Raw genomic sequence first — 18,181 nt, 5'->3', positions numbered from 1 at the left:
GGGGACACCCGATGTTGTTCGACATCCGCCGCATCCTGGGCGGCCTGTTCGCCGTCTACGGCGTGATCCTGGTCGTGGCCGGCCTCCTCGACGGGGCCGAGGAGATCGCGAAGGCCGAGGGGGTGCGCATCAACCTGTGGACCGGGATCGGCATGCTGGTGCTGGCGGGGGTGTTCCTGCTGTGGGAGCGGCTGCGGCCCAAGGACGTGCCCGACCCGTCCGACGAGAACTCAGGCGATGCCTAGCTCCAGGCACATCGGCCGCATCTGGGCGGGGTTGCAGACCTCGTTGGCGGTCCAGAAGCCGTCCTTGACGACGGTGTCCTTGATGGTCGACCGGGTGACCACGATCGCCTTGGTGATCATGGCGGGGATGTCCGCCTCGGTGTCGTTGTTCACCGTGCTGGTGCCCCGGATCGGCCGTCCGGCGCCGAGGTCGACGGCCAGTTGCGCGGCGTTCTGCGCCTCGGGCTGGATCGGCTTGTAGATGGTCATGGTCTGGGTGCCGAGCATGATGCGGTGGATGGCGTCCAGGTCGGCGTCCATGCCGGTCAGCGGGGTGTCGGGGGGCAGGCCCGAGTCGCGGATCGAGCCCGCGGCGCCGCCGGCGAGGCCGTCGTTGGCGGCGTACACGCCGACGATGCTGTCGAGGCCGAGGCGGTCCATGGCCATCTCCGACTCGCGTTCGGCCTCCTCGGCGCTCCAGCCGGGGGTGTCGTACTCGGCGCCGATGCGGACCCGCCCGTCGAGGGCAGCGTGGGCGCCGGCCCTGAACTCGGCGGAGTTGGGGTCGGTGACGGGGCCGTTGAGCATGATGATCTGGCCCCTGCGGCCGCGCGCCCTGATGGCGTCGACCAGGGCCTGGCCCTGGAGGCGGCCCACCTCGACGTTGTCGAAGGAGGTGTAGGCGTCGATGGGGCCTTCGGCGAGGCGGTCGTACGAGACGATCCTGACCGCCCGTGCGGCGGCGCGGTCGACCGACGGCTGGATGCCGCGGGCGTCCACCGGGGTGAGGATGACGGTCTTGACGCCCTGCGCGGTCAGCTGGTCGAGCTGGCGGCCCTGCGCGACGGGGTCGCCCTCGGCGTTGACCGGGACGATCTCGCAGTTGGGGCAGAGCTGGGCGACCGACGAGGTGATGTACGGACGGTCGAACTTCTCCCACCGGGGCGTCGTCAGGTCGGGGAGCATCAGCCCGATCTTGAACCCTCGCGCGATGATCTCGGCGGGACCCGTCGCCCTGGGCTTCTCGGCGGCGCAGGCGGCCATGCCGACAACCAGCGCCAGCGCGAGAAAGGTCCTCACTCATGTCCCCCGTTCGTCTGGGGAGGCCTACCCTGCGCGTTGCCGAGGGCTAACGGCGGCGGAGGAGTCTTGATGGACCTTTTCCGACATGACTAGTCAGAATGTGTGACAAATCATCATTGCTGGAGTTATTCGAGGGTCATACCTTCGCGTTATGGACCTGGAGCTCCGCCACTTGAGAATCGTGCGTATGGTCGCCGAGACCGGCAGCGTCACCAAGGCGGCCAGTGCGCTCGGGCTCGCCCAGCCCGCGCTCACCGCACAGCTGAAGCGGATCGAACGGGCACTCGGAGGCAGCCTGTTCGAGCGCGACCACACCGGTTCCCGCCCGACCGCGCTCGGGGAGCTGGTGCTCGCCCGCGCGCAGGTGCTGCTGCCCGCCGTGCAGCAACTGCAGGAGGAGGCCGCCCGGCTCGCCAACGGCGAACCCGACGGCCGCCGCTACCGGATCGGCGCCGCGAACGGGCCGATCCTGGGCGGCCTGGTCGACCGGCTGGCCGCCGCCGAGCCCGGCGCGGTGATCACCACCGCCACCTCGTGGTCGACCGGGGAACTGGCCACCAAGGTGATGCTCGGCCGGCTCGACTTCGTGCTCTTCGGCGTCTGCGGCGACTCCCGGCCGCCCGGCGACGAGGCGCTGTCGTGGGCGCTGGTCGCCAACGACCCGGTGTTCGTGCTGGTCGCCGAGTCGCATCCGCTGGCCGGGGAACGGGAGGTCGAGCTCGGCGACTTCGCCAGGGAGCAGTGGGCGGTCACCCCCGGCGACGGCTGCTTCGGCGAGTGCTTCGCCGTGGCCGCGTCGCGGGCGGGCTTCGCCCCGGAGGCGATCTACGAGACCGACGTCGCGACCTGCGTCCACCTGGTGCGGGTCGGCCGCGCCGTGGCGTTGTGCCAGGCCACCTTCCGCCGGAGCGAGGGCATGGTGGCCTTACCCCTGCGCGGGGCGCCGCTGCGCTGGCGGCAGCTGCTCGGCTGGCATCCGGAGACCCCGGCCGCGCTCTCGGCGCCGGCCGTGGTCAGCCACGCCAAGTTCTCCCACCTGGACGCGGTCAGGCAGAGCACGTCGTATTCGAACTGGCTGGCCCGGAACCCGGGATACGGCACCATGCCGTGACCGGGTCATAACACGGTGATAGGGGGCAAACGACGGCTCCTCTGGGGGTGTGCCCGCAGTTTACGTTCAGGGCACTCCCAGCCCCCAAGGAGAATCGATGCGCAGCAGGCACATCCTGAGCGCGGCGAGCGCCCTCACCATGGGCGTCGCCCTCGTCCTGTCCTCCGCCCCGGCCGCCGTCGCGGCGCCGGCGAAACCGGCACCGTCGATGTTGGACGCCCTCCAGCGCGACCTCAACCTCTCCGCCGAGCAGGCCCAGCTCCGTCTCGTCAACGAGGCCCGGCTCGGCAAGCTCGAAGGCAAGGTCCGCACCGACCTCGGCGCCGCCTTCGGCGGCTCGTGGCTCAGCGGCGACACCGCGAACTCGCTGACGGTCGCCACCTCCGACGCCTCCAAGATCGCCGCCATCCAGGCCGGCGGCGCCAAGGCCCAGCTCGTCACCCGGTCGTTGGGCGACCTGACCGCGCTCAAAGACAAGCTCGACGCCGCCGCGGCCCCGCAGACCGTGCCCGTCTACTACGTCGACGTGAAGTCGAACTCGGTCGTCGTCGAGACCCGCGACCAGGCCGCCGCCGAGGCGTTCGTGGCCGCCGCCGGAGTCGACAAGGCGGCCGTGACGTACGTCGCCAGCACCGAGGTGCCGCAGACCTACTACAACCTGCGCGGCGGCGACGCCTACTACATCAACAACTCGGGCCGCTGCTCCATCGGCTTCTCGATCACCCGCGGCAGCACCCCCGGCTTCGTGACCGCCGGGCACTGCGGCAACGTCGGCGCCTCCACCCAGGGCTACAACCGGGTCGCGCAGGGCACCTTCCAGGGCTCCTCGTTCCCCGGCAACGACTACGCCTGGGTCGCGGTGAACGCCAACTGGACTCCGACGCCGACCGTGGCCGGCACCTCGGCCACCGTGTCGGGCTCGACGGCGCAGGTCGTCGGCGGCTCGATCTGCCGTTCCGGCTCCACCACCGGCTGGCACTGCGGCACCGTCCAGCAGATCGGCACGTCGGTCACCTACTCGCAGGGCACCGTCTCGGGCGTGACCCGCACCAACGTCTGCGCCGAGCCCGGCGACTCGGGCGGCTCGTGGATCTCCGGCACCCAGGCGCAGGGCGTCACCTCCGGCGGCAGCGGCAACTGCTCCGTCGGCGGCACGACCTACTTCCAGCCGGTCAACGAGATCCTCTCGGCCTACGGCCTGACCCTGACCACCACGGGCGGCGGCGGGGGCGGCACCTGCAACGGCGGCACCCTCACGGGCTCGCTGAGCAGCGGCCAGTACGGCAACAGCAGCCAGTTCACCGCCAACGCCGGCACCCACACCGTCTGCCTCGACGGCCCGAACGGCACCGACTTCGACCTCTACCTCCAGCGCCTGAGCGGCTCGACCTGGACCACCGTGGCCAGCGGCACCAGCTCCGGCCCCGACGAGTCCGTCACCTACACCGGGAGTGCGGGCACCTACCGCTACCGCGTCCACGCCTACAGCGGCTCGGGCTCCTTCTCGTTGACCTACACCCGCCCGTAGAAAGTAAAGCTTTCGGCCAATTCAGCACCGTCGGGCTTTATTTGCGGCCCGGCGGTGTTGACCATTTTGAGACCTTTTCGGATAACTCGTATGGGGGACGTCAATGCCGGGCACCAGCCGCGCTCTCAGGACGCTGGCGGGCTGCATCGTCGCAGCACTCGCCGGTCTGCTCCTGATCGGCACGGGGCTCCACCTCTCCGGCGCCGGCTGGCACCTCGCCCGGTGCCTGTCGGGCGACGAATCCCCCTTTGACGCGGCCGTCCTCCCCGCAGGCTATCCGGGGCTCGGCACCATCCCGTCCCTGCCCGCGACGGCCGTCCCCCAGATCCGCGCGGTGCCCGGCGTCGCCGAGGCCGTCCCCGTCCAGGGCGGCGAGGTCGGCCTGGTCGGGTTCGGCACCCTGGTCCCGCTGGAGGCGGTCGCCCTCGACATGGCGCTGCTGTCGTCGTCGGGCATGGAGGGCGAGGCCCCGCGCAGCGCCTCCGACGCGGTCCTCGACAAGCGCACCGCCGACCAGCTGCATCTGGAACTCGGCGACACGATCACCGTGCACGGGAACGGGGCCGACCGCGCCTTCGAGATCACCGGCGTGACCGCCTCCCGGGGCAACCCGACCTTCGACGTGCGGGGCACCCTGGGCGTGCTGCCGATGTCGGCGGCCGACCTGGTCGGGTCGCTGGAGACCGAGGCGGTGCACGTCCGGGCCGCCTCCGACGTCGACCCCGGCGAGCTGCGCGACCGCCTGCAGACCTCCCTGGGCAGCGACTACGACGTCGTGACCCACACGGAGATGCTGGCCGGCGGCGACGTGACGGCCGAGACCCTGCCGCCGGTGCTCGGCGTGGTGGGCTCGCTGCTGGTGATGGGGGCGGCGCTGACGGCGTACACGGGCAGGCAGACGGCGACCACCACTAGCCTGCTGCTGACGACGACGGTGCTGAGCCTGACGGCGACGGCGGCGGTCATCGTGGCGTCGGCGGGCCTGGAGATCACCACGCCGGCGATCCTGGCGGTGGCGGGCACGACCGCCGCGGCGGCCCTGACGGCCATGGTGCTGCGCCCGAAGATCGTCGCCCACCTGGGCTGACGCGCCTAGTGCAGCAGGCGGGTCACGGCCGAGGCGGCCGCCCGCAGGGCCGGGACGAAGGCGAGCAGCTCCTCGCGCGGCAGCAGCGGCGCGACCGTGGAGACGCTGACCCCGCCCACCACCTGCCCGGCCCGGTCGAAGACCGGCGCCCCGATGCACCTGATCGCCGTCTCGTTCTCCTCGTCGTCGACGGCGTACCCTCGGTCGCGGATCCCGGCCAGTTCGACCGCCAGCAGGTCGGCCGACACGAAGGTGGCGGGAGTCCGGGCGGACAGCCCGGCGGCGGCCAGCACGTCGGCGAGTTCGCCCGGGGGCAGGTGCGCGAGCACGCACTTGCCGATCGCCGTCGAGTGGAGCGGCAGCCGCATGCCCACCCGCGAGGCCATCCGGTAGGGCCGGTCGCCCTCGGCCTTGTGCACGTAGACCGCGTGGTCGCCGCTGCGCAGGGCGAAGTGCACGGTCTGCCGGACCTCCCCGCAGAGCCGGGTCAGCACCTCGCCGACCCCGTCGGCCCCGGCGGCCTTGACCTCCTCGGCCAGCGCCAGCATCCGGATCCCGGCCCGGTAGGAGCCGCCGCCCTCGCCGGCCACGAAGCCGAGCTCCACCAGCGTCGACAGGATGCGGTGCACGCTCGCCTTCGGCAGCCCCGCGTCGGCGCAGATCTCGGCGAACCGGCGCGGACCCGGTCCGGCGACCGCCGCTTCCAGCACTTTCACTGCCTTGGTGACCGCATTACCCGATTTGGGGTCCATTGACAGGTTGATCCCTTCAACTTAGCGTCTCAACCATTCCATCACGCAAGCCAGCGTTCCGCCAGACGGAACACTCGGAGAGGATCCCCGTGCCGAACCGCGCCCTCTTAGCCCTGGCCCTGGCGATGACCTCCGTGGGAGCCACGCTCGTGGCGCTCCCCGCGCCCGCGTTGGCGGCGCCGCAGCACGCGCCGCTGCGGGTCAGCGGGATCACCGCGGTCGACGACCGCTCGATCGACATCACCTTCAGCACCACCCTCGGGCCCGACCTCCTCCAGTTCACGGCGGCGAACCCGGCGTACGCCGGGCAGTTCGTCAGGATCAGCGGCGGCGCGCTCGACGGCCGCCCCGTCTCCCAGATCACCGGCACGACCGTGCGTCCCGTCGACTCCCCCGGCCACCGGACCCTGCGGGTGGTCCTGGGCCCCGGCGTCACCCTCGACGCCGAAAGCTACGAACTCTGGTTCGACGGCGGCGCCGACCGGCTCGGCGACCTGTTCTTCCGCTCCGCCGACGGCCGCGCCCTGCCCGGCACCTCGACCAGACCGGTCGCGTTCACCGGCACCGCCGCCGACGCCGCGTTCGCCCGGATCGCCTCGGCGAAACAGCTCGACTCGCGCACGATCGAGGTCGCCTTCGCCGACACCCTCTGGTCGGGCCTGCCCGCCGGCGCCTACACGGGCGCGGACATCACGCTGACCAGTGGCGACACCGTTTCCAGGCCCGTGTACGTCGAGAGCGTCCCCGGCACCGCCCAGCGTGTCCACCGCCTCTACTTCGGCGCCGACCTGACCGGCCCGTCCCGGCTCGCGCTGGCCCCGGCGCTGCGCCTGACCACCAACGCGGGAGCGGCCGCCACCAAGGTCGCCGCCGACGTGACGGCGGGCGGCGGAGCCTACGCCGCCCCGAAGATCACCGGGGTCGAGGTCGCCGACACCGGCGACCGGATCACGATCCGGTTCAGCCGCCGGATCGCGACCGCCGGAACCCTGCCCGTCAAGGAGACCCGGACCGGCGTGAGCGGCACGAACGTGACCGCCGCCCAGGTCCGCGCCCTGCTGCGGTTCACCGGCCTGCGGGAGACGCTGCGCGACGACGCCGCCTACTTCCCCGACGCCTCGACCCTGGTCGTCAAGCTCGACGACCCCCTCAAGCCCGGCGCGCGCGGCACCGTCGCCCTCGTCGAGGGCGCGCTGAAGGACGTCACCGGCACGGTCAGCACCGGCACCGCCACCGTGCCCGTGCAGGCCCCCCGCCACCCGAGACCCGCCGCCCCCGGCTTCACCCCCCACGGCCCCGACCACCTGAAGGTGAACACCCGCGCCACCACGGTCTTCCAGCGCTACGACCACACGGTCAGCGCCGACGGCGTCTCGGTCCGCCGCGACGGCGTGGCCGACAAGGTCACCGGCCAGACGATCAAGACCGTCGAGGTCGACACCAAGTACCTGAAGGCCGTCTTCGCCCCGGAGTACGGCGGCCGCCTGGTCTCGATGATCTACAAGCCCACCGGCCACGACCTCTTCTACACCAACCCGGTCGGCACCCCCTACGGCTTCTCCAGCGCCGCCCCCGGCACCCCCGGCAACTCGCCCTTCTACCAGAACTGGCTGATGGTCTGGGGCGGCGTGTTCCCCACGCTCACCGAGGCCGAGCACGGCAAGTTCTGGAACGTCCCGTGGGACTACTCGATCAAGCAGGAGAACGGCCGCTTCGCGCTGACCGTCACCAAGACCGACGACGTCGACTACCCGTTCAAACCCAGCCGGTACGTCTACGGCGCGACCGGCCTGAAGACCTCGGTCACCTACACGATCGACGCCAGGAAGCCGACCCTCGACATGACCGTCAGCATCGAGAACCCGGGCGCCGAGGACCGGCGCTTCGAATACTGGACCTGCACCACCCTGGCCCCCGGCGCGCCCTCCCACGAGGGATCGCCGACCATGTCGGTCGTCTCCCCCGTCAAGACGATCTACCGCGACCCCGGCTACCGGTGGATGGAGAGCGTCGAGGAACCGGCCGGACCGGCCGGGTCGGGCCTGCTCAAGCTCGACCGGCTCAACCAGATGTCCAACTGGACCCGCGACGGCATCGCCTACGGCCAGGACCTCGCCACCCTGCCGCAGGGCGACTGGTGGGGCGTGATCAACCACGAGAACAACGAGGGCGTCATCAGGGTCGGCGACAACAAGAAGACGCCGGGCATGAAGTTCTGGGAGTGGGGCCAGAACAACTCCTTCGACACCAACGTCTACAGCAAGGGCAACTCGGCCCGCCCGTACATCGAACTGTGGGCGGGCGCGTCGCCGAAGTTCTTCACCCCGGCCGTCCTGAAGGCCGGCGAGACCCTGTCGTGGACGGAGACCTACCTGCCCACCATGGATCTGGGCGGCGTCACCAACGCCAACGCCCACGGCGCGGCCGAGGTCAAGGTCGACCCGTCGGGCGCGGTCACCGGCCGCCTGTTCGCCACGGCGATCGGCAAGCGCCTGCGGGCGACGCTGGTCGACGCGGCGACGGGCGCGACCCTCGACTCTGAAACGTTCACGGGCTCGGCCGACACCGCGGTGCGGCTGGGCGGGACGGTCGATCCGGGCGGACAAGCCCGGCTGGTGCTCACCGAAGGGGACACGACTCTGCTGACGGCCGAATCGGGCCTCTGATCGGGCGTGGAGACGGCCCGGTGTGCCACCGGGCCGCTCTCCGGCACGGTCCAATGATCATCTTGCCTTGATCACCGGATATCCTGTGGAGGGCCGTCCGCGCATCGGCGGGTTGGCCTGGGGTTTTGAGTAGGGCGGGTGGGACTTGAACCCACGACCCACGGATTATGAGTCCGATGCTCTGACCGGCTGAGCTACCGCCCCGCAATGCTGGAGTCTCTCACAGTTCTTCTTCAGGGGGACCCACCGAAGTTCACTTGTGATCAGGTCGTTCGTTAGGGTCCGCTTACCTGCCGTGGATGACCTCTTGGTGTCTGGACGATTGCTCACCGTCAGAGCAGATTCGTCCCTCGAAGTCGAGTATGTTCTCGCGCATGCCGCTGCACCCGCAGTCCCAATTCTTCCTCGACCGTTTCCCGCCCGTCGCCGGCGCCGACCTCGACGCGCTCACCGACGACGAGGTCGCCGTCCTGCGTCAGCTCGACAACAAGAGCGTCGAGCGCGGAGCCCCCGTCGAGGTCTTCTCCGCCGTCGACGCCACGGCCGCGGGCGTGCCCGTACGGATCTATCGCCCCACCGGCGGAGGACCGCTTCCCGTCGTGGTCTACCTGCACGGCGGCGGCTGGGTCTACGGTACCCTCCCCCAGCTCGACCCCCTCGGCCGTGACCTGGCCGTTCGCAGCGGAGCGGTGGTCGTGATGGCCGACTACCGGCTGGCCCCCGAGCACGCCTTCCCGGCCGCCGTCGACGACGCCTGGGCGGTGCTCCGCGACGTCTTCGACCGCCCCGCCTTCTACGACGCCGTGCCCGGACAGGTCGCGGTCGCGGGCGACAGCGCCGGAGGCAACCTGGCCGCCGTGACCGCCTGGCTGGCCCGCGACTCCGGGTTGCCGCTCGTCCACCAGGCCCTGATCTACCCGGTTGTCGACGTGGCCATGGACACCCCCAGCTACACCGAGTTCGCCCACGGCTTCGGCCTCAGCGTGACCGACATGGCCTGGGTCGTCCGCAAGTACGCCCCCCACGCCGACCCCCGCGACCCGCGCCTGTCCCCCCTTCATCTGGAGGACAAGTCGGGCCTGGCCCCGGCGACCGTCATCACCGCCGAGTACGACGTGCTGCGCGACGAGGGACGGGCCTACGCGAAGGCGCTGGCCGACGCCGGGGTGGCGGTCGACCACCACGACTACGCGGGCGCGCTGCACGGGTTCGTCACCTACCCGGGCTTCTTCGACGCCGCCGGCGAGGCCAGGGAGCACGTGGCCCGGAACCTGCGAGCGGCCTTCAGACGTCCCTGACCGCGACCAGTTCCTCCGCCGTCAGCGTCCGGGTCCGCGCGAAGCCGCCCACCAGAACGGCTTCGGGCACGTCGCGGGCGCTCATCTGAATCGTCACGCCGCCCGCCCGGCCGGTCGCCACGGTGTAGCCGGCCGAGGACCTGACCCACACCCCCGGCGCGGCCTGGCGGCAGCCGGCGGCCGCGTCGTTCGGATACCAGAAGACCGGGTCGAGGCACATCTCCTCGGGATCGCTGGCCCCGGAGTGGAGGGAGGCCTCGACCCGCGTCCTGCCGTCGGGCGACGCGTAGGTCAGCGCGATCTCCCCGTAGCCCGGGATACTGCTCGACGAGACCAGCTCGTGCCCGGAGATGACCGGCGCGACCAGCGGGACTTCGGCCGCGGCGATCATGTCCTCGAACTCGCGGTCGGATTTGAGCTCCCCCAACGGGCCCGTCACGGCGAAACCCGCGATCAGGAGCACGCCCAGGCCGATCTTCGGCCACGGGAGCCCGGGGGAGAAGAACCAGGAGACGATCAGGAAACCCAGCGCCGGATACGCCATGATGACCGGCCACCCCACGTCGTGGTCGAGCAGCAGATTCCATTCCAGCGCGGTGACCAGCAGGAAGTAGGCGCCGGGGAACGCGAGCAGGCCGACGGGCAACCACCAGGGCAGTCGTGCCAGCCAGCCGAGGATCAGCCCCAGCGTGACGGGAGCCGCGATGGCCGGCACGAGGCTGCCGATGTCGTCTTCCGCCAGGACCCACATGCTGGACACGAGCGTGGCCACCCAGATCGCCAGCGCGACCAGCAGGCGTCTCCCCCATAACGGCATGCGCCTAGTCTGGCAGCGCCGCCCAATGCCGCCATAGATGTACGTCAATCACGATGAATGGCCCGTCAGGCGGAATTTCTCGATATTGCGGATATTTTGCCGTCAACGAATCGACCGGCCATTCCTCGACGACCCGGGCGGTCCCGTCGGCCCGCACCCACCACAACCGCTCCCACTCCTCGTCGTAGTGGTCGACGAGCACGCTCACCCGGGGATCGGCCGCGATGTTCTCCAATCGGCGCAGCCGCCGCGTCGACTTCGGCTTGTGGTCGACCGCCGTCACGATCACCTCGCCCTCCAGGGCGAACGTCACCGGCACGACGTGCGGGCCCGAGGTGGCCAGCCGGGCCACCCGGGCCGCCGCGAACCGCTCACGCGGTGATGACGATCTTGCCTCGCGCGTGTCCGTTCTCGACCTCCCTCAGCGCCCGGTCGGCCTGGTCGAGCGGGTAGGTCGCGGTCACGTGGGGGTCGAGCACGCCCTCGGCCACCAGGTCGGCGACCGCGCCCAGCACCTCCTTGGTGCGGGCCCGCGCGACCGGCCCGCCGCCGAGGTCCTCGGCCGTACTCTGGTCTCCGGCGGAGATCAGCTTCGAGTGGTCGTCGAGCAGCGGCGCGACCTCGCGCAGCGCGTCGCCGCCGACCAGGTCGTAGATCCCGTCGACGCCCTGCGGGGCCGCCGCGCGCACCCGCTCGGCGACGCCGGGGCCCGGTTCCACGTAGGCCGCCCCCAGCGACTCGACGAACTCCCGTTTGGCCGGGTCGGCGGTGCCGACCACGCGCACCCCGGCGTGCCGGGCGATCTGCGCGGCGGCCGTGCCGACGCCCCCGCCGACGCCGGTGATCAGCAGGGTGCCCCCGGCCGGCAGGCCGAGCTGGCGCAGGCCGTCGTAGGCCGTGGCGGCGGCGACCGGCAGGGTGGCGGCGTCCTCGAACGAGACCACGTCGGGCTTGCGGGCCAGGCCGGACGCCGGGAGGAGGGCGTACTCGGCGTAACCGCCTTTCAGCGGGCTGCCGAAGACGGCCTCTCCCGGCTTGAGGCCGGTGACGCCGGGGCCGATCTCGGCGATGACCCCGGCGACCTCGTTGCCGAAGACGGCGGGGAAGTGGTCGGGCGTGACGCCCGGCCGGCGCCAGCCGGTGCGGCGTTTCCAGTCGGCCGGGTTGACCCCGGCGGCCCTGACCTTGACGACCACCTGGCCGGGACCCGCGGTCGGTTTCGGCAGGTCGGCGAACTCCTCGACCTCGGGGCCGCCGTATTCCCGGTACACGTAGGCTTTCGGCATCTCGCCCTCCCTGGCTTGCCGTTCCTGGCTTACCGTTCCTGCTCCGTCGGCCGGATGAGCACCTCGTTGATCGCGACGTGCCGGGGCCGGGTGACGACGTAGGCGATCGCGTCGGCGATGTCCTCGGGCTGCATGCGCTCGACGTCGCCGAAGGTGCTCCGGATGCCCTCCAGCACCTCGGGCCGGTTGTGCCCGGCGAGCTCGGTCTCGACCGCGCCCGGCTCGATCAGCGAGATCCGCACGTGCTTCCTGGTGACCTCCTGCCGCAGGGACTCGCTGAACGCGCCGACGCCGTGTTTGGTGAGGTTGTAGACGCCGCTGCCGCTGCGGGCGATGCGCCCGGCGACCGACGAGACGTTGACCATGTCGGCGACGTAGCGGGGGCCGTCGTCGGCGGCCCTGATCAGGTGCGGCAGCGCGGCGTGCGCGCAGTAGAGCAGGCCCAGCACGTTGACCTCGACCATGCGCTGCCATTCGGCGATCGGCGCGTGCTGGGCGGGCCCGAGGAGCATGACGCCGGCGTTGTTGACCAGGGTGTCGATGCGGCCGAGCTCGACGGCGGTGCGTTCGACGGCCGCGCGGGCCTGCGCCTCGTCGGTCACGTCGGCCTCGATCACCAGGACCCGGCCACCGTCCTTGCCGATCCGGGCGGCCAGTTCCTCCAGGCGTTCTCGCCGCCGGGCGACCACCGCGACCGCGGCGCCCTGGTGGGCGAGCGCCACCGCGGCGGCCTCCCCGATTCCGCTCGACGCCCCTGTGACCAGGGCGACCGTGCCGTCAAGGCGCATGACTTACCCCTTTCGTCCGGTTCCCACTCTACGGACCCGGTGATTCCGCGACCGTAAGCCCGGGCAAAGGACGATCATGAAACTGAGTGCACGGAACGCGATCCCGGCCGAGGTCACCGGGCTCACGCGGGGCGAGGCCACCGCCAACGTCGAACTGTCGGCGGGCGGCCTGCGGCTGGTCGCGTCGATCACCACCGAGGCGGCCGAGGAGCTCGGCCTGGGCGTCGGCAGCCGGGTCACGGCCTACGTGAAGGCGTCCGACATGATCCTGGCGACCGACTGAGAACCGTGGGCGGTCAGCCGCGCGAGGAGATCTGCTGCACCGCCCACCCGTTCCCGTCGGGGTCGTCGAAGAACACGAACCCGACGTTGTCGAGGGGATCGGGCACCTCATGGGGGTTCTCCCCGATCTTCTGGACGTCGCTCACCGCGACCCCCCGCTCCACGAGCAGCGCGTGCGCCTTCCGGATGTCCGGCACCACGAGCTGGAGCCCCTTGAGCGACCCCGGCGGCATCTGCGGCACCGCCCCCTTCCCGATCACGATCGAGCACCCTGACCCCGGCGGGGTCAGCTGCACGATCCTGACGTCGTCGCCGAACGCGGTGTCGTGGTCGACGGCGAAGCCCAGCCGGTCGGCGTAGAAGGCCTTGGCCCGGTCGACGTCCGACACGGGCACGACGACCACTTCGAGGGTCCAGTTCATGCCTGTCCTTCCAACAGCAGATCGAATCTCGTGTACGACTCGGCCATCCCCCTGGCCATCGGGTACCGCAGCGCGGTCGCCCGCCCGTCGGGGGTGGCGTAGCGGATCGTGGTGGTGAGCAGGGTCGCGGGCCCCTCCTCGGCCAGGTCGTGGGTGATCAGGGTGACCCCGGGATACGACTGCTCGTCGAAGACCTCGCTGAGCGTGATCGACGCGGGCGGCTCGACGGCCCGCACCTCCCCGCGCTGCGTCATGCGCGCCCCGCCCGGTCCTTCGGAGACGAACACGTAGGCGCCCCCGGCCGCCGCCTCGAACGAGCACTCCACCAGCCGCCACCCCTTCGCCCCGTACCACCGCACGAGCAGCTCGGGCACGGTCAGCGCGGCGAACACCCGCTCACGCGGCGCGGCGAACCGGCGGGTGACGACGATCTCCCGGTCGCCCCGCGCGACGACCTCGGTCACTCGCCCTCCCGCAGCAGCACGTCGAGCCGCTGGAAGCTCTCCTCCCAGTAGTCGCGGTACCCGGCCAGCCATTCGGTCGCCTCCCGCAGCGGCTCGGCGGCCAGGCGGCAGGGGCGGCGCTGGGCGTCTCGCCCCCGGGTGATCAGACCCGCCTTCTCCAGCACCTTGAGGTGCTTGGATACGGCCGGCTGGCTCATCGCGAACGGGGCGGCCAGCTCGCCCACCGTGGCCTCGCCCTGCGCGAGCCGGGCCAGGATCGCCCGGCGAGTGGGATCGGCCAGGGCGGCGAACGTGGCGTCCAGCATGCTCGAATAACCTTTCAGTTATGTAACAGGATGGTTTTATACCACTCCATCGGACGCCCTCGCTAGGGTTGCCGCCCACGCCGTCGATCAGGCCGGATGACCTGTTTGGTTAGGGTGTGCGCTCGTGTCCCGGAGCTCATGGATCTACCTCACGCTGGCCTTCGTCGTCTCGGTCGGTGAGCTCGTCTACCTGATCCTGGCCCGCGACGAGGTGTACTCGTTCGCCCACATCGGCCCGATGGAGCCCTGCCCGGGCAACGACCTCACCCACGCGGTGTCGGCGGCGATCTGGTCCGGCGTCGCCGGCTCCGGGTTCCCCGACACCGTGTTCACCTCCCTGCTCACCCACCAGGCCCCCATCGCCGTCGTGATCTCGGTGATCGTCCTGGTCGTGGCCACGATGGGCGGGCGCCGGCGGCTGGGCCGCGCGAGCGTCCGGGCGCTGGCCCTGGCCGTGCTGGTGACCGGGGGCTACACCCCCGCCTTCGCCCTGTACGACCTGGTCGCCGCCCCCCACTGCCTCGGGGTGTGGGGCGGCCCGGAGGGCATGTGGATGATCATCGTCCCCAGTGGCCCCTCGGCGGTCGCGACCAGCCTGCTGATGCTGCTGGCGGCCCGCCCAGCGCGCGGCGAGGCGCGCACGGCCGGCCGGATCCTCGCCGGGCTGGCCGCCGTCACCCTGGTCCTGGCCGTTGTCCAGACCGACCTGAGCCAGGCCGGGGCCGAGCGCGTGACCTGCGACGAGTTCCAGGAGTCCGCCTGGACGCCCGCCGAGGTGTTCCTGTGCGAGATGCGCCGGGAGAACCGCTTCACCGGGATCGCCGACCGCGACGTGCTGGCCCACGGCCGGGCGGCCTGCGCGCGATACCCGGTCGAGGAGTTCTCCGTCCACGACCTGGCCCCGATCTGCCCGGCGGCCCGGCGCCAGGTCGAGGCGGTGAAGGCGGCCCAGGTGGCCTCCGGCGCGGCCGCCGACGCCGCGAACCGGATCTTCTGCGACGGCCGCCGCCATCAGCCGAAGATCAGAGCCCGCCACGTGGTGCGCGACGTGATCTGGCCCGACTACGGCGTGATCGAGTCACTCGAGGGCGACTACTACGAAGACGGCCTCGTCGAGCGGTCGCTCGACACGGGCATCGCGACCAGCCGGGGCCACCTGGTGCTGAACACCCACTCCGACTTCGAGAACTGCGTCCAGGTCGAGGTCTACACGAAGCGGCCCCCGAAGGAGCCGACGGGCTGGGACCGCGTCGTCGAGGTCGGCTACACCAGCCCCACGGGCCGCATGGTGCTGGGCGACACGATGTCGGCCGCCGAGGGCCTCACGGTGCCGGGGTTGCGGCCGGGCCGCCACCGGATCAGGTTCCACTACGCCAAGCCCGACGAGCGGAGGCGGACCCCGCAGGTCGTCCTCCTGATGATCTGGCCGGAACCTTAGTTCAACCCTTTGACATAAGCATCAACTGGCGGCGTGCAGCCGCAGTGGAGCGCTCGTGTCGAGGAACTCCTCCAGCACCAGCGTCGCCGCGCCCATCGCGACCGCGTCGGGCCCCAGTTCTCCCAGCACGATCGAGGTCGCGTTGTAGGGCTGGGTAAGAGAGTTCTCCCCCACCACGACGCGGATCTGGTCGAGGTGGCGTTCGCCGATCATCAGGCCGGCCCAGCCGCCGATCAGGATGCGCTCCGGGTTCAGCATGTTGATCAGGTTCGCCAGGCCGGTCCCCAGGTAGGTGACCGTCTCGTCGACGACCGGACCGCCGTCGTGCAGCACCCGGCCCAGCGCCGACGGCCAGTCGGTCGTCTGGACCGGCACCCCGGCCCTGGCCAGCAGCCCTTCGGCCCCGATGTACGCCTCCAGGCACCCCCGCGACCCGCACCGGCACGGGCGGCCGTTCATCTCGATCTTGGTGTGGCCCCACTCGCCGGCCGAGTTCGACGTGCCGCGCACGGCCTGGCCGTCGGCCACCACGGTGGCCCCGACCCCCGACCCGATCAGCACGATCACCGCGTGGTCGGCCCCCCGCCCGGCCCCGAACCACAACTCCGCCTGGCCCATGGTCTTGGCGCCGTTGTCGATGAAGACCGGCAGCGAGGTGCCGGCCCGCATCAGCGCGCCCAGCGGGACGCCGTCCCAGCCGAAGGTCTTGGCGTGGATGAGCGCGTCGGGGGCGCCGCGCTCGACGATGCCGGGCACCCCGATGCCGACGCCGAGCACCTGGGACGCGTCCACCTGGCCGTCGGCCAGAACCACGTCGATCCCGGCCAGGATGCGCCGCGCGACCAGCTCGATGTCGTGGTGGGAGGGGCGGAGGGTGTAGTCGACCCTGGCCTTCTCGGCCATCTCGAGGTCGAAGAGCTCGACCCGGACGTGGGTCTCGGCGACGTCGACGCCGATGAGGTAGGCGTACACGGGATTGACCCGCAGCAGCACCCTCGGCCGGCCGCCGTCGCTCTCGACCTGGCCGGCCTCCATGAGGATCTTCTCGGTGAGGAGGTCGCCGGTCATGGTGCTGATGGTGGCCGCGCTCAGGCCGGTCAGGCCGGTCAGCTCATGGCGGCTGCGGGGACCGCCGAAGTACAGGGTCCGCAGCAGCATGCCGCGGTTCCCCTTCCGGACGTCCCTGACCGTCTTGCGCTCCGGCCTTGCCATGGGCCTGTCCTCCCGTTTTCTGCCGACATGTTAGTTCAATGCGTGAACGAAACGGCTACCAGGCAAGTGCCGCCGCACAGGGTAGCGGGTGCCGCGTTACCAAAGCGTTTCCGACGAGGGGCTGATCTTTTTTTGCGTCTTACATTATCGTCTGTTCAACCCCCCGAGAAGGAGATGGAAATGATCAGGAGAGTCACTGGGGCGGCTGCCGCAGCGGTGCTGCTCGCCGGGCTCGCCGCCTGCGGCGGCGGCTCCGAGGAGGGCGGCGCGGGGTCTGCCACGGAGTTGACCTACTGGATGTTCCAGGACCGCACCCCTCAGGCCGGCGAAGTGGTCGAGAAGATCCGCACCGACTTCGAGAAGGCCAACCCCGGGGTCAAGGTGAACATCGTCAAGATCCCCAAGGACGACTACAACACCAAGCTCGGGTCCGCCCTCGCCGGGAACACGGTCCCCGACGTCGGGATCCTCGACCAGCCCCTGGTCTCCCGCTTCGCGCAGGAGGGCACCATCAAGGAGGTCCCGGCCGGCACGCTCAACGAGGCCGACTTCTGGGAGGGCGCGCTCAACACCAACAAGGTGGGCGGCAAGCTCTACGGCTTCCCGATCGACCACACCGCGGTCGCCCTCTTCTACAACAAGGCCCTGGTGCCGACCCCGCCGAAGACCTGGGACGAGCTCAAGTCGATCAGCGCCGGCATCCACCAGAAGGACCCGAAGGTGGCCGGCATCGTGGTGCCGAAGGGCGACGGCTACGGCGCCTGGATGTGGCCGGGCGTGGTCGGCGGCAACGGCGGCCAGATGGTCGACGAGGCGAACAAGAAGATCCTGTTCGACCAGCCGCAGGCCGTCGAGGCCCTCCAGCTCTGGGTCGACCTGCTGCCCTCCTCGCCGCGTGAGATCACCGACTCCGACCAGGCGTTCGCCAACGGCCTCGCCGGCATGATGATCTCCGGCCCCTGGGACGTCGCGACGATCAAGGACCAGTTCCCCGACCTCGACTTCAGCGTGGCCCCGCTGCCCTACAAGACGACCCCGGCCGGCAACATCGGCGGCGAGAACGCGGTCGTGTTCACCAAGGGCAAGAACGAGGCGCTGGCCTGGAAGTGGCTGCAGCACCTGACCAACGCCACCAACAACACCACCCTGGCCCAGGCCCTGGGCGGCTTCCCGGTCAACAAGGAGGCCGCCGAGCGCGACGCCGCCACCTTCGGCGAGCAGCAGCAGGCCTTCCTCGAGCAGCTCAAGGTGGCGCAGGCGCGGCCGGCCATCCCGCAGTGGATCCAGATCAACGACGAGATCATCGCCCCGGCCCTGGAGTCGGCCCTGAGCGGCAAGATGACCGCCCAGGAGTCGCTCACCGACGCGGCGAACAAGACCCGCGCCCTGCTCGGCTGGAACAGCTAGCCCAGTCATCA

General features: G+C 71.0%; 18 protein-coding genes, 1 tRNA gene and 1 pseudogene. 9 read left to right on the top strand and 11 right to left on the bottom strand.

Features of this window, described 5'->3' with window-relative positions:
* Positions 1–11 precede the first annotated feature (11 nt).
* Complete coding sequence (locus tag AW274_RS35790; protein WP_062442688.1) at positions 12–245, top strand: hypothetical protein; 234 nt, start codon at positions 12–14, stop codon at positions 243–245.
* Here AW274_RS35790 and AW274_RS35785 read toward each other — a convergent pair.
* Positions 231–1,304, bottom strand: a complete 1,074-nt coding sequence (locus tag AW274_RS35785; protein WP_157520912.1) for a sugar ABC transporter substrate-binding protein — start codon at positions 1,302–1,304, stop codon at positions 231–233. The two genes, AW274_RS35790 and AW274_RS35785, sit on opposite strands and share 15 nt — an antisense overlap.
* A gap of 154 nt (positions 1,305–1,458) precedes the next feature.
* On the opposite strand from AW274_RS35785, the gene AW274_RS35780 reads away from it, so the two are divergent.
* The 3 genes from AW274_RS35780 (at position 1,459) to AW274_RS35770 (ending at position 5,033) form a co-directional block, all read left to right on the top strand.
* Positions 1,459–2,418, top strand: coding sequence for a LysR family transcriptional regulator (locus AW274_RS35780; protein WP_062442682.1), 960 nt, complete (start codon positions 1,459–1,461; stop codon positions 2,416–2,418).
* Positions 2,419–2,515: 97 nt separating this feature from the next.
* The gene (locus AW274_RS35775; protein WP_062442679.1) at positions 2,516–3,946 is read left to right on the top strand and encodes a S1 family peptidase; all 1,431 of its coding nucleotides are present in this window, start codon (positions 2,516–2,518) and stop codon (positions 3,944–3,946) included.
* Positions 3,947–4,049: 103 nt separating this feature from the next.
* Positions 4,050–5,033 carry an ABC transporter permease gene (locus tag AW274_RS35770; protein ID WP_062442675.1) on the top strand — a complete coding sequence of 328 codons (984 nt, stop codon included), beginning with the start codon at positions 4,050–4,052 and terminating at the stop codon, positions 5,031–5,033.
* A gap of 5 nt (positions 5,034–5,038) precedes the next feature.
* Here the strand turns inward: AW274_RS35770 and AW274_RS35765 are convergent, their stop codons facing one another.
* Positions 5,039–5,785 (bottom strand): IclR family transcriptional regulator, encoded by a 747-nt coding sequence (locus AW274_RS35765; protein ID WP_062442670.1) that lies wholly within the window; start codon positions 5,783–5,785, stop codon positions 5,039–5,041.
* Positions 5,786–5,874: 89 nt separating this feature from the next.
* Here AW274_RS35765 and AW274_RS35760 point away from each other — a divergent pair, with 89 nt between their 5' ends.
* Positions 5,875–8,451: a DUF5107 domain-containing protein gene (locus AW274_RS35760; protein ID WP_062442666.1), complete on the top strand. Its 2,577-nt coding sequence runs from the start codon at positions 5,875–5,877 to the stop codon at positions 8,449–8,451.
* A gap of 130 nt (positions 8,452–8,581) precedes the next feature.
* On the opposite strand, the gene AW274_RS35755 is transcribed toward AW274_RS35760, so the two are convergent.
* Positions 8,582–8,655 (bottom strand) — tRNA-Ile (locus AW274_RS35755).
* Between the two features lie 170 nt (positions 8,656–8,825).
* Between AW274_RS35755 and AW274_RS35750 the strand changes: the two genes are divergently transcribed.
* On the top strand, positions 8,826–9,749 hold the full coding sequence (locus tag AW274_RS35750; RefSeq protein ID WP_062442867.1) for an alpha/beta hydrolase: 924 nt from the start codon (positions 8,826–8,828) through the stop codon (positions 9,747–9,749).
* On the opposite strand, the gene AW274_RS35745 is transcribed toward AW274_RS35750, so the two are convergent.
* From AW274_RS35745 to AW274_RS35730, 4 genes and pseudogenes are all read right to left on the bottom strand, one after another.
* On the bottom strand, positions 9,736–10,566 hold the full coding sequence (locus tag AW274_RS35745) for a hypothetical protein (RefSeq protein WP_062442661.1): 831 nt from the start codon (positions 10,564–10,566) through the stop codon (positions 9,736–9,738). The two genes, AW274_RS35750 and AW274_RS35745, sit on opposite strands and share 14 nt — an antisense overlap.
* Before the next feature lie 4 nt (positions 10,567–10,570).
* Positions 10,571–10,927 (bottom strand): annotated as a pseudogene (locus AW274_RS35740) (TIGR03668 family PPOX class F420-dependent oxidoreductase); the annotation flags it as partial.
* A 10-nt stretch (positions 10,928–10,937) separates the two neighbouring features.
* The gene (locus tag AW274_RS35735; RefSeq protein WP_062442654.1) at positions 10,938–11,852 is read right to left on the bottom strand and encodes an NADP-dependent oxidoreductase; all 915 of its coding nucleotides are present in this window, start codon (positions 11,850–11,852) and stop codon (positions 10,938–10,940) included.
* A 29-nt stretch (positions 11,853–11,881) separates the two neighbouring features.
* Entirely contained in the window at positions 11,882–12,640 is a 759-nt protein-coding gene (locus tag AW274_RS35730; RefSeq protein ID WP_062442650.1) for an SDR family NAD(P)-dependent oxidoreductase, read from the bottom strand.
* A gap of 76 nt (positions 12,641–12,716) precedes the next feature.
* Between AW274_RS35730 and AW274_RS35725 the strand changes: the two genes are divergently transcribed.
* Positions 12,717–12,923: a TOBE domain-containing protein gene (locus tag AW274_RS35725; RefSeq protein WP_062442647.1), complete on the top strand. Its 207-nt coding sequence runs from the start codon at positions 12,717–12,719 to the stop codon at positions 12,921–12,923.
* A 13-nt stretch (positions 12,924–12,936) separates the two neighbouring features.
* Here the strand turns inward: AW274_RS35725 and AW274_RS35720 are convergent, their stop codons facing one another.
* The 3 genes from AW274_RS35720 to AW274_RS35710 are packed head-to-tail and all read right to left on the bottom strand — an operon-like array spanning position 12,937 to position 14,113.
* The gene (locus AW274_RS35720) at positions 12,937–13,344 is read right to left on the bottom strand and encodes a VOC family protein (protein WP_062442642.1); all 408 of its coding nucleotides are present in this window, start codon (positions 13,342–13,344) and stop codon (positions 12,937–12,939) included.
* Positions 13,341–13,808: an SRPBCC domain-containing protein gene (locus AW274_RS35715; RefSeq protein ID WP_062442638.1), complete on the bottom strand. Its 468-nt coding sequence runs from the start codon at positions 13,806–13,808 to the stop codon at positions 13,341–13,343. The genes AW274_RS35720 and AW274_RS35715 overlap by 4 nt, the downstream gene beginning before the upstream one ends.
* A complete protein-coding gene (locus tag AW274_RS35710; RefSeq protein WP_062442634.1) occupies positions 13,805–14,113 on the bottom strand; it encodes an ArsR/SmtB family transcription factor in 309 nt (102 codons plus the stop codon). Before AW274_RS35710 ends, AW274_RS35715 begins: the two co-directional genes overlap by 4 nt.
* 124 nt (positions 14,114–14,237) lie before the next feature.
* On the opposite strand from AW274_RS35710, the gene AW274_RS35705 reads away from it, so the two are divergent.
* Positions 14,238–15,551, top strand: a complete 1,314-nt coding sequence (locus AW274_RS35705) for a hypothetical protein (protein ID WP_062442630.1) — start codon at positions 14,238–14,240, stop codon at positions 15,549–15,551.
* A 21-nt stretch (positions 15,552–15,572) separates the two neighbouring features.
* Here AW274_RS35705 and AW274_RS35700 read toward each other — a convergent pair whose 3' ends face one another.
* Positions 15,573–16,763, bottom strand: coding sequence for an ROK family protein (locus tag AW274_RS35700; protein WP_062442614.1), 1,191 nt, complete (start codon positions 16,761–16,763; stop codon positions 15,573–15,575).
* A 180-nt stretch (positions 16,764–16,943) separates the two neighbouring features.
* Here AW274_RS35700 and AW274_RS35695 point away from each other — a divergent pair, with 180 nt between their 5' ends.
* Positions 16,944–18,170 (top strand): ABC transporter substrate-binding protein, encoded by a 1,227-nt coding sequence (locus AW274_RS35695; protein ID WP_198169566.1) that lies wholly within the window; start codon positions 16,944–16,946, stop codon positions 18,168–18,170.
* The last annotated feature ends 11 nt before the right edge of the window (positions 18,171–18,181 follow it).

It is taken from the genome of Herbidospora daliensis (genome assembly GCF_001570585.1).
In the GTDB taxonomy this organism is placed as follows: domain Bacteria; phylum Actinomycetota; class Actinomycetes; order Streptosporangiales; family Streptosporangiaceae; genus Herbidospora; species Herbidospora daliensis.
Note: the sequence above shows the minus strand (reverse complement) of the source record. Positions and strands in the feature narration are given on the sequence as shown.